12 protein-coding genes are annotated in these 13,218 nt (G+C 58.9%); 6 read left to right on the top strand and 6 right to left on the bottom strand.

Annotated features, from left to right (window positions below; all coding sequences use genetic code 11):
• Positions 1–542: 542 nt before the first annotated feature.
• The 3 genes from VWY60_RS14080 to VWY60_RS14070 are packed head-to-tail and all read left to right on the top strand — an operon-like array spanning position 543 to position 5,330.
• Complete coding sequence (locus VWY60_RS14080; RefSeq protein ID WP_416540771.1) at positions 543–2,477, top strand: PrkA family serine protein kinase; 1,935 nt, start codon at positions 543–545, stop codon at positions 2,475–2,477.
• A 20-nt stretch (positions 2,478–2,497) separates the two neighbouring features.
• Positions 2,498–3,835, top strand: a complete 1,338-nt coding sequence (locus VWY60_RS14075) for a YeaH/YhbH family protein (RefSeq protein WP_416537134.1) — start codon at positions 2,498–2,500, stop codon at positions 3,833–3,835.
• Positions 3,822–5,330: a SpoVR family protein gene (locus VWY60_RS14070; protein WP_416537135.1), complete on the top strand. Its 1,509-nt coding sequence runs from the start codon at positions 3,822–3,824 to the stop codon at positions 5,328–5,330. The genes VWY60_RS14075 and VWY60_RS14070 overlap by 14 nt, the downstream gene beginning before the upstream one ends.
• A gap of 18 nt (positions 5,331–5,348) precedes the next feature.
• On the opposite strand, the gene VWY60_RS14065 is transcribed toward VWY60_RS14070, so the two are convergent.
• Both VWY60_RS14065 and VWY60_RS14060 read right to left on the bottom strand, forming a co-directional pair.
• The gene (locus VWY60_RS14065) at positions 5,349–6,014 is read right to left on the bottom strand and encodes a GntR family transcriptional regulator (RefSeq protein ID WP_416540770.1); all 666 of its coding nucleotides are present in this window, start codon (positions 6,012–6,014) and stop codon (positions 5,349–5,351) included.
• 164 nt (positions 6,015–6,178) lie between these two features.
• On the bottom strand, positions 6,179–7,294 hold the full coding sequence (locus VWY60_RS14060) for an S-(hydroxymethyl)glutathione dehydrogenase/class III alcohol dehydrogenase (protein WP_340544152.1): 1,116 nt from the start codon (positions 7,292–7,294) through the stop codon (positions 6,179–6,181).
• 469 nt (positions 7,295–7,763) lie between these two features.
• Here VWY60_RS14060 and cueR point away from each other — a divergent pair, with 469 nt between their 5' ends.
• A complete protein-coding gene (gene cueR, locus VWY60_RS14055; RefSeq protein WP_340544153.1) occupies positions 7,764–8,174 on the top strand; it encodes a Cu(I)-responsive transcriptional regulator in 411 nt (136 codons plus the stop codon).
• Positions 8,175–8,470: 296 nt separating this feature from the next.
• Here the strand turns inward: cueR and VWY60_RS14050 are convergent, their stop codons facing one another.
• The 4 genes from VWY60_RS14050 to pcaC are packed head-to-tail and all read right to left on the bottom strand — an operon-like array spanning position 8,471 to position 11,101.
• Entirely contained in the window at positions 8,471–9,307 is an 837-nt protein-coding gene (locus VWY60_RS14050) for a 3-keto-5-aminohexanoate cleavage protein (RefSeq protein ID WP_416540769.1), read from the bottom strand.
• Between the two features lie 9 nt (positions 9,308–9,316).
• Complete coding sequence (pcaG, locus tag VWY60_RS14045) at positions 9,317–9,964, bottom strand: protocatechuate 3,4-dioxygenase subunit alpha (RefSeq protein WP_416540768.1); 648 nt, start codon at positions 9,962–9,964, stop codon at positions 9,317–9,319.
• A complete protein-coding gene (gene pcaH / locus VWY60_RS14040; protein ID WP_416540767.1) occupies positions 9,964–10,689 on the bottom strand; it encodes a protocatechuate 3,4-dioxygenase subunit beta in 726 nt (241 codons plus the stop codon). The genes pcaG and pcaH overlap by 1 nt, the downstream gene beginning before the upstream one ends.
• Positions 10,676–11,101 carry a 4-carboxymuconolactone decarboxylase gene (gene pcaC, locus VWY60_RS14035; RefSeq protein WP_416536371.1) on the bottom strand — a complete coding sequence of 142 codons (426 nt, stop codon included), beginning with the start codon at positions 11,099–11,101 and terminating at the stop codon, positions 10,676–10,678. Before pcaC ends, pcaH begins: the two co-directional genes overlap by 14 nt.
• Positions 11,102–11,187: 86 nt before the next feature.
• Here pcaC and pcaQ point away from each other — a divergent pair, with 86 nt between their 5' ends.
• Positions 11,188–12,105 carry a pca operon transcription factor PcaQ gene (gene pcaQ / locus VWY60_RS14030; RefSeq protein WP_416540766.1) on the top strand — a complete coding sequence of 306 codons (918 nt, stop codon included), beginning with the start codon at positions 11,188–11,190 and terminating at the stop codon, positions 12,103–12,105.
• Positions 12,106–12,338: 233 nt separating this feature from the next.
• Positions 12,339–13,214, top strand: a complete 876-nt coding sequence (locus tag VWY60_RS14025; RefSeq protein ID WP_340544161.1) for a branched-chain amino acid ABC transporter permease — start codon at positions 12,339–12,341, stop codon at positions 13,212–13,214.
• Positions 13,215–13,218 lie beyond the last annotated feature (4 nt).

Here is a 13,218-nt window from a genome sequence, read left to right as displayed (position 1 = left end):
ATCAGGGTGTGGCTAATTTGTATTCAATTTGCATCGAAGTTTATCCGTCGGTTTTTGTTAATGATCCCCTCTGGTTGACGTTAGGGAAGTGGCTGCGGTGGGTTTGCGGTGCATTTGCGATGGGCGCTGCGTTTATTTGCCTTCTGTTTATGGTGGTACCGTGTGTCCGCAGGCCGAAGAGCCGTCAGAAAGGGGGCCGGTTTCGGCTGTTCGGGTCACGTCTATATCGCCAATGTGTGAACAAGCGTTCTATTAAAACGCACTGGCAATTAACCAAAAAGACACCAGTTTCAGATAGGCTGAAGGACATAATTGGTGTAGAGTTGATCCTAAGTACACGACGCCGAAACCCAGGCCACAGCTGGAATGTCACCGCTCAGAGTGACCCGCTGGTCTTGTATCGCCGGATCCGGCGCCGAGCAGAATTCAGACGAATATTTTCACGCGGACATTACTTGGCCCTCGCGCTGGGCGCCCTCTGTCCGTGTGCGATCTTGGACCCCAGGAGGACCGGCGCGCAGTAACTAGGAGGCTAGAGCCAGATGAAAGACATTGCCGAAATTTTTGCCGAACAATACGGCGAAACGCGCGAGCAGGAGATGTCGTTACAGGACTATCTGAATGCTTGTCGCGATGATCCCAGCATGTATGCCAATGTCGCCGAACGTATGCTCAAGGCGATTGGCGAAGAGGAGCTGGTTGATACGTCAAAAGATGCGCGACTGGGTCCGATCTTTCAGAACCGCACCATCAAGCGATACGCTGCCTTCAAGGATTTCTACGGCATGGAGGACACGATCGAGCGGATCGTGGGTTATTTCCGCCACGCCGCGCAGGGGCTGGAGGAGCGCAAGCAGATCCTCTACCTGCTGGGTCCGGTCGGCGGTGGTAAATCCTCGCTCGCGGAACGTCTGAAACGTCTGGTAGAGGAGCAGCCGATCTACGTGCTGAAGGCTGGAGCTCAGCTGTCGCCGATCTTCGAGAGCCCGCTTGGCCTTTTCGATCCGGTGCGGATGGGCAAATTGCTGAGCGATGAATATGGCATCGCTCAACACCGGCTGCCGGGGCTGATGTCGCCCTGGGCGGTCCAGCGGCTGGATGAGTTCGGCGGCGATATCAACAAATTCTCGGTGGTGCGGCTCTATCCGTCGCGGCTGCGCCGGATCTGCGTTGCGAAGGTTGAGCCGGGCGATGAGAACAATCAGGACATCTCCACGCTGGTCGGGAAGGTCGATATTCGCCAGCTGGAACATTACAGCCAGGACAATCCCGACGCCTATAGTTTCTCAGGTGGCCTGAATCGTGCGACCCAGGGCGTTCTTGAGTTCGTCGAGATGTTCAAGGCGCCGATCAAGATGCTGCATCCGTTGCTGACGGCGACGCAGGAAGGCAATTACATGGGGACCGAGAGCTTCGGCGCGATCCCCTTCACCGGGCTGATCCTTGCACATTCCAACGAGAGTGAATGGCAGCAGTTCAAGAACAACAAGAACAACGAGGCCTTCATCGACCGTGTGTCGATCGTGAAGGTGCCTTACTGCCTGCGGGTTTCCGAAGAGGCTAAGATCTACGACAAGCTGATCGAACACAGCGAGCTGGCTGCGGCCCCATGCGCGCCTGAAACTCTGAAGATCCTCAGCCGGTTTTCGGTGCTGACCAGGCTGAAACCGCATGAAAACTCAAATCTCTATTCCAAGCTGCGCGTCTACGATGGCGAAAGCCTGAAGGACACCGACCCGAAGGCCAAGACCGTGCAGGAGTATCAGGATCGCGCCGGAGTCGACGAGGGGATGAACGGGATTTCGACCCGTTTTGCCTTCAAGGTACTGTCGACCACCTTCAACTTTGACACCGATGAGGTGGCGGCGGATCCGGTGCACCTGATGTATGTGCTGGAGCAGATGATCAAACGCGAACAATTCCCGGCGGAGACAGAGGCGAAATACCTTGCTTTCATCAAAACGGAACTGGCCCCGCGCTATGAGGAGTTCATCGGCAATGAAATCCAGAAAGCCTATCTGGAGAGCTATACCGAATACGGGCAGAACGTGTTCGATCGCTATATCTCTTATGCCGATGCCTGGATCGAGGAGCAGGATTACAAGGACCCGGACACCGGCCAGCTCTATGACCGCGAGGTTCTGGACGCCGAGCTGAGCAAGATCGAAAAACCGGTGGGCATCGCCAACCCCAAGGACTTCCGCAATGAGGTGGTCAAATTCGCCCTGCGTCATCGCGCCAATACCGGCTCGAACCCGGCATGGAACTCCTACGAGAAGCTGCGGGATGTGATCGAGAAACACATGTTCAGCCAGGTCGAGGAACTGCTTCCGGTTATCTCCTTCGGATCGAAGAAGGACAGCAAGACCGAAGGCAAACATCAGGAGTTCGTCGAACGGATGCGCAGCCACGGCTATACCGACCGGCAGGTTCGCAGGTTGGTGGAATGGTACATGCGCGTAAATAAGGCGGGCTAACAGCAAAGGGTGGGTGGCAGATGCATCACTTTATCGACAGGCGCGCCAATCCCAAGGGCAAGAGTTTGGGGAACCGGCAACGGTTCCTCGAACGCGCCCGCGAAAGCATCAAGGAGCGCGTGGACAGATCGGTCCGCGACAAATCGATCAAGGATGGTGGCGGTATTCCTGCCGAAGGTGAGAAGGTCACTATTCCCTCACGCGGTTTGAAAGAACCCCGGTTTCACCATTCCGCCAAGGGGGGGCGCCGCCGTCACGTGCTGCCCGGCAACAAGGATTTTGTTGTTGGCGACACGCTCAAGCGACCGCAGGGGGGCGCCGGAGAGGGGGGCAAACAGGCGTCCGAGGATGGCGATGGCGCGGATGAATTTTCCTTTACCCTGACGCGCGACGAATACCTTGAGATCCTGTTTGATGGTCTTGAGCTTCCAGATCTGGTCAAAAAAGCCTCTGTAGAGACTGAAACCATCGGGACACGCCGTGCCGGGCTGACCACTGCGGGCACGCCGAACAACCTCAACCTTGTGCGGACGATGCGCAATTCGCTGGGACGTCGGATCGCACTGCAACGCCCGACTGCCAAATCCATAGCCGAGCTGCAAAAACAGATCGAGGAGCTTCAGGCGCTGGCGGAACGCAGCACCGAACAGGAAGCCTATCTTGAAGAGCTGATCCTCCGGTTGGAGGCCCTGGAGCGCAAACGTCGCGTGGTGGGGTATATTGACCCGCTGGATCTGCGATATGACACCCACGTGCCGGAGAAGATCCGCAACTCCCGTGCGGTCGTGTTCTGCCTTATGGACGTCTCTGGCTCCATGCAGGAGCGGGAGAAGGATCTGGCCAAACGGTTCTTCCTGCTGCTGCATCTGTTCCTGGCGCGCAGCTATGAGCATACCGAACTGGTCTTTGTGCGTCACACCCATCACGCGCAGGAGGTTGATGAAGAAACCTTCTTCTATGCCCGCGAGACAGGCGGCACCATCGTGTCGACCGCGCTAGAAAAGATGAAGGAGATCGTCGCCGAACGCTACCCGCCGGATGAGTGGAACATCTACGGGGCGCAGGCCTCTGATGGGGAGAATTTCGGCAATGACTCGGCGCGTTGCAAGGCGCTGCTTCTGGAAGAGCTGCTGCCGGTCTGCCAGTACTACGCCTATGTCGAAATCGTCGATGAGAACGCGGAGATGCTGTTGAGCAATCCCGAGGCGGGTGAGGATCTCTGGCAGAACTACCGGCAGGTCAAGGCTCAGGTCCCGCATTTTGAGATGCAGCGTGTGTCGCAACCCTCCCATATCTATCCGATTTTCAGGGAGTTCTTCCTCCCCAAGGCAAAAGGGGCGCAGAATGCAGGCGGGTGATACTATCGCGAAGCCACTGTTCACGGGGCCGGAATGGACCTTTGAACTTCTGGAAGTTGCGCGGGACGCGATTGAGGATATTGCGCTGAATGATCTGGGGCTTGATGTATATCCGAACCAGATCGAGATCATCTCGGCCGAGCAGATGCTGGATGCCTATTCCTGCGTCGGTCTGCCGCTGATGTATCAGCACTGGTCATTCGGCAAGCATTTCGCCCGCGACGAGGCGCTGTATCGGACCGGGCGGCAGGGGCTGGCCTATGAGATCGTCATCAACTCAAACCCCTGTATCAGCTACAATATGGAAGAAAATACCATGGCCATGCAGACGCTGGTCATGGCCCATGCGGCCTTTGGGCATAATCATTTTTTCAAGAACAACTACCTGTTTCAGCAATGGACCGATGCGGCCGGCATTCACGACTATCTGGCCTTTGCCAAGAACTACATCGCCGCCTGCGAGGAGCGCTACGGGCTCAGCGCAGTAGAGGAGATCCTGGACGCGGCCCATGCGCTGCAATCGCAGGGGGTCTTTCGCTATGGCCGTCCGCCCAAACCCACCACCGAAGAACTGGCAGCGATGCAGAAGGTGCGTGAAGGTTATGAAAGCGGTCAGAGCGTTCTGGATATATGGACCGATGCAACCATGGGGGGCGACAAGCTGGAGCAGATCAGGGACGAGCCCTATAGTGCCCGTCGCAAGCTGATGAATCTGCCGCAGGAAAACTTGCTGTATTTTCTGGAGAAACACAGCCCGGTTCTTGATCCCTGGCAATCTGAAATCCTGCGCATCGTGCGGATGCTGGCGCAGTATCTTTACCCCCAGAAACAGACCAAGGTTATGAATGAGGGCTGCGCGACCTTTGTGCATTATTACATTATCAACAAGCTGTTCGAGCAGGGCCGCCTGACCGAAGGCGCCTATATGGAGATGATGCACAGCCATACCAATGTGGTGCTCCAGCCGGAATATGACGACCCGCGGTATTCTGGCATCAATCCCTATGCGCTGGGCTTTGCGATGATGCAGGACATTCGCCGCATCTGCGAGAACCCGACCGATGAAGATCGCGAATGGTTTCCGGATTTCGCGGGTGATCCCGACTGGCGCCGGGTGATGCGGGATGCCTGGGCCAATTACCGCGATGAAAGTTTCATCCAGCAGTTCCTGTCGCCGCATCTCATCCGCAAGTTCAAACTGTTCACCCTCGCTGATGACGCCGAGCAGTCACATCTGGTGGTGAGTCAGATCCACAATCGCAGTGGCTATCGCTCGGTGCGGCGCGATCTCGCGCATTCCTACGATCTGGCCTATTTAGAGCCTGATATTCAGGTCACCGATGCCGATCTGAAAGGCGACCGCGAGCTGAAGCTGACCCATACGGTGCGCGACGGCATTCACCTGTCGGAGGATGACCGCGACGAGGTGTTGAAGCATCTGCGCCGCTTATGGGGCTACGATGTCAGCCTTGAGGCGGTGGACGCCGGATCCTAGAGGTGCGGCAGTGCGGCGTTAGGGGATCTGCGCGCGTAGCTGATCCTCAAGCGAGGTTTTGGCAGCCAGAATATGCTCTGCTGTCAATTGGGCCGCGAGATCGGCATCACCTGTTTCGCAAGCCGCCAGTATCGCGCGATGCTCCCTGCTGCTGCGGGCCATGCCGTCGCTCATGATAAGCTGCGCGCGAAGGTAGCGATCAATCCGGTCCATCGAGGTTTCGACGATCTCGACGTGATAGGGCAAGCCGCTGACGCTATAGAGCGTGCCGTGAAATTTTCGGTTCAGCGGCCCCCATTGCATTGGCGCATTGCAGGCGGCAAAGGCATCCAGATGCGCGCGCGCCTGTGCGAGGATGTCCATGGTCATATTCGGGACGGCGGCGCGGATGATATCCGCTTCAAGCTTGGCGCGCAGGTCAAAGAGTTCTGAGGCGTCCTGCATCGACAGGGTTGCGACCACGGCACCCTTGTAGCGCTGGGAGGTGACCAGCCCCTGCTGTTCCAAGCGGGCAATCGCCTCGCGAACGGGAAAGCGCGAGGTGTGAAAGGCCTTGGCGATTTCATCTTGCCGCAGGGGGGTTCCATCCGACAGCTCACCGGTGATGATCGCCTTGCGCAGGGTGCGAAAGATGATCGTCGCGGCGGATTCGGTCCGGGAGATGTCAACGGCTTGTAGTTTCAAGCAAGGTCCTCAACCAAAGCGGGGCAGGTGCCGGGCAATTATGCCTTTGGTTGACGCGGCTCGCCACCCCTTGCTGGCAGGACGTTCCCCGAATGCAGGCAGATGAAGTGCAAAAAAAACGCAGGCCCTGCGGCCTGCGTCATGATCTCGGGTCTGCGGGTGGATCAGAATTCGACCACGGCGCGGATCGACTTTCCTTCGTGCATCAGTTCGAACCCATGGTTGATCTCGTCCAGCGACAGTTTGTGTGTGATCATCGGGTCGATCTCGATCTTGCCGTCCATATACCAGTCCACGATCTTGGGCACGTCGGTACGTCCGGCGGCGCCGCCAAAGGCGGTGCCACGCCAGCTGCGGCCTGTGACCAGCTGGAACGGACGTGTCGAAATCTCGGCGCCTGCCGGAGCCACGCCGATGATGATGCTCTCACCCCAGCCTTTATGCGCCGCTTCAAGCGCGGTCCGCATGACCTGCACATTGCCCGTCGCGTCGAATGTGTAATCGGCGCCACCCTTGGTCAGCTCAACCAGATGCGCCACCAGATCGCCCTCTACCTCGGAGGGGTTTACGAAGTCGGTCATGCCGAATTTCTTGGCCATCTCAACCTTGCCGGGGTTGAGGTCGACGCCGACGATCTGATCCGCACCTGCCAGTCGCAGACCCTGGATCACGTTGAGTCCAATGCCGCCAAGGCCGAAGACAATCGCGCGCGACCCGATCTCGACCTTGGCGGTGTTGATCACCGCGCCGATGCCGGTGGTGACGCCGCATCCGATGTAGCAGACCTTGTCAAAGGGGGCGTCCTTGCGGATCTTGGCCAGGGCGATCTCAGGCACCACCGTGTGATTGGCAAAGGTCGAGCAGCCCATGTAATGGTGGATCGGTGTCCCATCCAGCATCGAGAAACGGGTGGATCCGTCCGGCAGCAGGCCCTGACCTTGGGTAGAGCGGATCGCCTGACACAGATTTGTCTTTGGGTTGAGGCAATACTCGCATTCGCGGCACTCGGGGGTGTAAAGCGGAATGACGTGATCGCCCACTTCAAGGCTGGTGACGCCTTCGCCAACTTCGATCACGACGCCTGCGCCCTCGTGGCCCAGGATGGCCGGGAAGATCCCTTCTGGGTCATCCCCGGAGCGGGTGAATTCATCCGTGTGGCAGAGGCCGGTTGCCTTGATTTCGACCAGCACCTCGCCCTTTTTCGGGCCTTCGAGGTTCACTTCCATGATCTCAAGCGGTTTGCCCGGGGCAACGGCCACAGCGGCGCGAGTGCGTATCATTGCGAAATTCCTTTGTTCTGTCAGTGACGGCAGGCGCCAATTGCGCTGAGCGGCATATTGGCAGACCCATTGGGGGGGCGTAAACCATCGGCCGTCGCGGGATGTGTATTTCTTGCGCTACCACACTAGCGGCTTCGGCTGGCTGCGCCTCAGAAGAATACGACGAGGGCCTCTTCGTTCCCGTCACCTGCCGGTCCGGTGCGCGTAAGTATGGCCACATCATCTGTTCGAGAAACCTGCGCTATCTGCCCTTGACCTTCCCCTAACTGGAAGCCTCATATCTGCCGCAAAAGGGGATGATCAGATGTCGAAAGGGGCGAGCCATGGAACAGGCGCGTGTCAGAAAACTGAACGTTAAGGTGACCGGCCTCGGCAACAGCCTGGGCTTGCGTCGGATGAGTTCCGAAATAGATCCCTTAGGAAAGTTCCCAAACGCGCGAGGCGCGCAGCAATTGGCAGAGGTGCGACCATGAATATAGGCGATGTGGCGAACCGCTCCGGCCTACCGGCCAAGACCATTCGATACTATGAGGACATTGGGCTGATCAAACCGCGGCGCAGCGAAAACGGGTATCGCTGTTTTGCGGAGACCGACCTTCACAAGCTGGCGTTTCTGGGTCGTGCCCGCGCGCTTGGGTTTACGATCGAGGACTGCCGCACGCTTCTTGCGCTTTACGAGGATGAGAGCCGTGCCAGCGCAGATGTCAAACAACTGGCGCAGGAACATCTGGACAAGATCAACCTCAAGATCGCGGATCTGGAAGCGATGCGGGACACATTGTCGGAACTGGTCACCTGCTGTTCCGGCGATAATCGCCCGGACTGCCCGATATTGCGTGATCTGTCGCAGATCCCGGAGCAGCAAGACGTCGCGGATTGAGGAGGCTTGGCGCTATATCTCATGGCCAATGGGATGCGAGGGATGGTAACGCGCGGCGCATTCCAAGCCCTGTGCAACTCGGGAGGGTTAGGCAATCAGGCTACAGCAGCCGAGGGAGGAGCGGCTCTTGCTGCGAATGCGTCGCGCGCATTCTCGAGATAGGGTGCGATATGCGCGCAGACAAGGGGGTCAGGCTGGCTGACGCCGCGTCCGTTGGGATGGGCATGAAACAGCCGAAAGAGGTGTCTTGGGTCGGCCTATTGCTGCGCTGACAGGTGATAGCCGGTCGCCCCGTTTCAGCCGTTGGCTGCGCGAAGGCCCAGAATGCTGCGGGCCTGATGAGCGGTAGCAACGGGTCGCCCGTAGCGTTCGCACAGATCCGCCGTCCGGCGCACCAGTGCGGCATTGGAGGGGGCAAGCGTATGCCGGTCCAGTCGCAGATTATCTTCCAGCCCGGTACGGGTGTGCCCGCCTGCCGCGATGGCCCATTCGTTGACCTCGATCTGTCCGGCTCCGATCCCGGCCGCGCACCACTGCGCATCTGGGGCAAGGCGCTGCATAGTCTTGACGTAGTAGTCGAACACATCACGATCCACCGGCATTGCATTCTTCACGCCCAGTACAAACTGGACGTAGAGTGGGGCCTTCAACCGGCCGTCACGCGACATCGCCACTGCCTGATGAATATGGGAGAGGTCAAAGGCCTCAATTTCCGGTTTCACGTCGTAGGCCTGCATCTGCGCAGCCAGCCAATCGACCAGATCCGGCGGGTTCTCGTAGACGCGGGTTGGAAAATTATTGGAGCCCACCGAGAGCGAAGCCATATCGGGCCGTAGAGACAGCATTCCGCCGCGTTCGCGACCAGCGCCGGAGCGGCCGCCGGTAGAGAGTTGGACAATCATGTCGGGACAGTGCCGCCGGATCCCATCCATCAGTTCAGCAAACCTGTCAGGATCGGAAGTCGGTGTTTCGTCGTCCTGGCGGACGTGGCAATGGGCGATGCTGGCACCGGCTTCATAGGCTTCCTGTGTGCTCTCTACCTGTTCGGAAACAGTGATCGGCACGGCCGGGTTATGGGCCTTGCGCGGCACAGAGCCGGTTATCGCGACGCAGATGATACAGGGATTGGTCATGATCAGCCCTCAGATATCGAAGAACACGGTTTCGTCCGGCCCTTGCAGGTGAATGTCAAAGCGATAGGTCACGGGTGCCTGCGCATCGTCCGCCCTGCCGTGATCCTGGCGGCGGGCGATCAGGGTTTTTTGCCGCTCGGTCTGCTCGATCAGCGCCATGATGGGATCGCTGGCGTTGGCCTCCGGCTCATCGTCGAAGTAGAGCCGGGTATTCAGCCCGATGTTGATGCCACGCGCCACGATCCAGAGGTTGATATGTGGTGCCATGGTCTTCCCGTCACGCCCGCAGACACCTCCCGGTTTCACGGTATCGAACTGCCAGTCCCCGGTGTCGAAATCAGAAATCGCGCGGCCCCAGCCACGAAAGCCGGGTTCGACCGGCGCGCGCGTGTTATCGGATGTCGGAGTTTCCGGGTGCGGATAGCGCCCATCGGCATTGGCCTGCCAGACCTCGATCAAAACGTCCTTCAGAGCTGCGCCGGTGCCATCGAAGACCCGGCCTTGAACCCGAATGCGCTGGCCCCTGGCATTAGGCCCGGCGATATCCTGACCCAGCTCGGCCTCATAGATTTCAAACCCGGCGGCACCTGGCGCTAGGCCGATATGCACATAGGGGCCTGCGGTCTGAGACGGGGTTTCCTTCAGTGGCGGCACCATCAGTTCCCCTCCCGCCGGTTTTCAAACAGGGTAGAGCGACGCCCGCGCAGCACGATATCAAAGCGATAGGCAATCATGTCAAACGGCAGCGTCTCGTTCATGTCGAGCCGCGCAATCAGTTGCTGAACGGCGGCGGGATCGGGGATGGTGCTAACGATAGGGCAGCGGGCAATCAGCGGATCGCCCTCGAAGTAGAGCTGGGTGATCAGCCGCTGCGCAAAGGCGCGGCCAAACACCGAAAGGTGTATATGTGCAGGCCGCCAGTCGTTTATGCCATTGCGCCAGGGGTAGGCCCCTGGTTTCACTGTGCGAAAGGCATAGGCGCCCTGATCATCGGTCAGAACACGACCGCAGCCGCCAAAATTGGGGTCCAATGCACCCAGATAGCCGTCCTTTTTATGGCGGTAGCGGCCCGAGGCATTGGCTTGCCAGATCTCGACCAGTGTATTGGGAACGGGACGTGCGTTTTCGTCCAGAACACGCCCATGCAGCAATATGCGCTCGCCGATCGGACTGCCGCCATCGTGGGCGAAATTGGTCAGAAGGTCATTGTCTCCGGGCGCGATATCGCTGGGCGCAAACGTCGGGCCGGTGATTTCGCTGGCAGTGTTTTCGAGGCTGAGCAGCGGCAATCGGGGGGATCGGCTGACCGAGGTTTTGTAGTCCGGCGTGAAGGCAGGAGGGTGCCAGCGGCGGTCGCGGGTAAAATAATCAGGGGGCGTCACAGCTGTCTCCTGCGGGGGTGGCGTCGCCTCGTTCTTCGGCGGCCATTTCGGCATAGGTTCTCTTGGCGAGCTTCAGCGCATGATTGGCGCGCGGCACCCCCGCGTAGATGGCAACATGTTGGAAAACTTCAGCAATATCTTCGGGTGTTGCGCCGGTATTTGCGGTTGCACGGATGTGCATCGGGATCTCATCGAAATTGCCGAGCGCCGCAAGAAGGGCCAGCGTCAGCATCGAGCGTTCGCGTCGGCTGATCTGCTCAGAGGCCCAGACTGTCCCCCAGGCTGCTTCGGTAATCAGGGACTGGAAAGGCGCATCCAGCGCTGTTGTCGCAGCATCTGCGCGGGCCACATGGGCTTCGCCCAATACCTCGCGACGAACCTTCATCCCTGCGTCATACTGCGGCTTGTGCATATGCTCCTCCATGGATTATCCCTTATCTCATATCGTAAATGGTCTGTATAATCCCCTTGTGTGGATATTTTTATGTCGAAAATGATATGCGCCTTTCATCTCAGCTGAAGCTCCGCCATCTGGAGGTCTTTGTCGAGGTTGCCAGAAATATGAGCGTGACCCAAGCGGCGGAGCGCCTGGGCATGACCCAGCCGGCAGTGACGCGGGCGCTGCGCGAATTGGAAGCCGTCTGCGATAAACCTCTGGTCGAGAAACACGGTCGCGGCATTCGACTATCCAGCTATGGTGAGATGTTCAGGGACTATGCGGGGCGCAGTCTGGCCCTGACACGCGACGGTGTCGAATTGCTACGTGGGCTGGATGAGGCCGCGGGATCCAAGGTCGCGATTGGGGCTTTGCCGACGGTCTCGGCAACCGTTGTCCCGGAGGCGCTGGCCAATATCTGGACGCAGGGCGCGCGTAACCGGTTTTCCGTCATGTCGGGAGACAATCAGCATCTGCTGGATCTGTTGCGGCGCGGAGAGCTGGATGTGGTCGTAGGGCGACTACCGGCACCCGAAAATATGGTGGGCCTGGATTTCGATCCGCTGTTCCGTGAGCGGGTAACCGTGGTCGTCGCACCGGGCCATCCGCTGACGGAGCTGGCACCGCAGGATCTCCCCTATGCGCTGTTCGGCGCGTTTCCGGTTTTGATGCCGCCGCCGAAGTCAATTATTCGCCCTTCGGTTGAACGCATGTTCTTGGAACAGGGCATTTCGATGCCTGAGGCCGCCATTGAAACAGTCTCGTCGACGTTTGGGCGCCAGTTCACATTGGCACATCAGGCGGTCTGGATCATCAGCCATGGGGTGGTGAAATCTGACCTCGCCAGCGGCGCCCTGGTAGAGCTGCCGCTGGACACTGACAGCACCCTTGGGCCGGTCGGGCTCTGCCTGCGGAGTGAGCACCTCTTGTCGGCAGCGGCCGCGAGATTTTGCGCTGCGCTAAAGAGCGTCTGCGGCTGACTGGTCACCTCGCGCACCGGTTCGGCCCAAGATTGCGCCGCGAATGGTAGAGGCATTTTTCGAATGCGGTAGCCTGTTTTTCTGGCGCTGACGCAGTGTCGCGCGGATTGACAGGTGAATTTCAACCTCTCTACTCTGGGTTTAATCGCAGCGGCGTTTTGGCTTGAGGAGGTCTGAAACGCATAGGACCTGCGCAAAAGAAAAGCCGCCTTGAACGGGTGGGGGAGGACAATTTGGACGGAGTGCAGCTGCTGGTCAGCGGGCTCGCGAACGGCTGTGTTTACGGTCTGATCGCGCTTGGCTTCGTGTTGATCTACAAGGCGACCGAGGCGGTCAATTTCGCTCAGGGCGATTTCATGATGCTTGGCGCCTTCGTTACGCTGGGACTGACCAATGCTGAATATCTGGACTTACCCTTCTGGGTCGCGGCACCGCTGTCGATCGCAATCATGGCCGGGCTTGGGTATCTGCTTGACCTGCTGATCCTGCGTCATCTCTTTGGGCAGAACCAGACGGCGGTTGTCATCCTGACGATCGCGCTGGGCTTTGTCATTCGCTTCTTTGCCGGTGCGATCTGGGGCCATGAGCCACAGACGCTTGAGAGTCCGCTGGCGCTGGGAGATGTACAGCTTGCCGGCGTCGTTCTGGGGCTGGCCGATATAGCGGTGATTGTTGTCACGGTGCTGTTGACTTGGTCGCTCTACCAGTTCTTTCAGCGCACCAAGCTGGGTCTGGCCATGCAGGCGGCCAGCCAAAACCAGATGGCGGCCTATTTCATGGGCATTCCGGTCAGGCGGGTGCAGGGGCTCATCTGGGGGCTCTCGGGAGCGACGGCGGCTGTTGCGGGAATCCTCTTTGCGTCGAAGGGCGCGATTGATCCAAATGCCGGGCTGCTGGGCATCAAGGCCTTTGCTGCGGCGGTGATCGGTGGATTCGGCTCGCTTCCGGGTGCGTTGGCGGGCGGGTTGATCGTCGGCGTGATCGAACCTTTTGCCGCGCGTTACCTGGCGGCTGGCTATTCGCAGATTGCCCCTTACGTGCTGTTGCTGGCGGTGCTGGTCTTCCGTCCGCATGGTCTGTTCAGCCAAGTGCGCACAAAGAAGGTATAAGGCG

This window comes from Phaeobacter sp. JH20_26, assembly GCF_048056275.1.
Taxonomy (GTDB): domain Bacteria; phylum Pseudomonadota; class Alphaproteobacteria; order Rhodobacterales; family Rhodobacteraceae; genus Phaeobacter; species Phaeobacter bryozoorum.
This window is presented reverse-complemented; position numbering and strand designations above follow the sequence as displayed.

Bases quoted from the DNA above. Each gene is read 5' to 3' on its own strand.
- VWY60_RS14080 (WP_416540771.1), top strand. From the start codon at position 543: ATGAAAGACATTGCCGAAATTTTTGCCGAACAATACGGCGAAACGCGC.
- VWY60_RS14075 (WP_416537134.1), top strand. From the start codon at position 2,498: ATGCATCACTTTATCGACAGGCGCGCCAATCCCAAGGGCAAGAGTTTG.
- VWY60_RS14070 (WP_416537135.1), top strand. From the start codon at position 3,822: ATGCAGGCGGGTGATACTATCGCGAAGCCACTGTTCACGGGGCCGGAA.
- VWY60_RS14060 (WP_340544152.1), bottom strand. From the start codon at position 7,294: ATGATACGCACTCGCGCCGCTGTGGCCGTTGCCCCGGGCAAACCGCTT.
- cueR (WP_340544153.1), top strand. From the start codon at position 7,764: ATGAATATAGGCGATGTGGCGAACCGCTCCGGCCTACCGGCCAAGACC.
- VWY60_RS14050 (WP_416540769.1), bottom strand. From the start codon at position 9,307: ATGACCAATCCCTGTATCATCTGCGTCGCGATAACCGGCTCTGTGCCG.
- pcaG (WP_416540768.1), bottom strand. From the start codon at position 9,964: ATGGTGCCGCCACTGAAGGAAACCCCGTCTCAGACCGCAGGCCCCTAT.
- pcaC (WP_416536371.1), bottom strand. From the start codon at position 11,101: ATGCACAAGCCGCAGTATGACGCAGGGATGAAGGTTCGTCGCGAGGTA.
- pcaQ (WP_416540766.1), top strand. From the start codon at position 11,188: ATGCGCCTTTCATCTCAGCTGAAGCTCCGCCATCTGGAGGTCTTTGTC.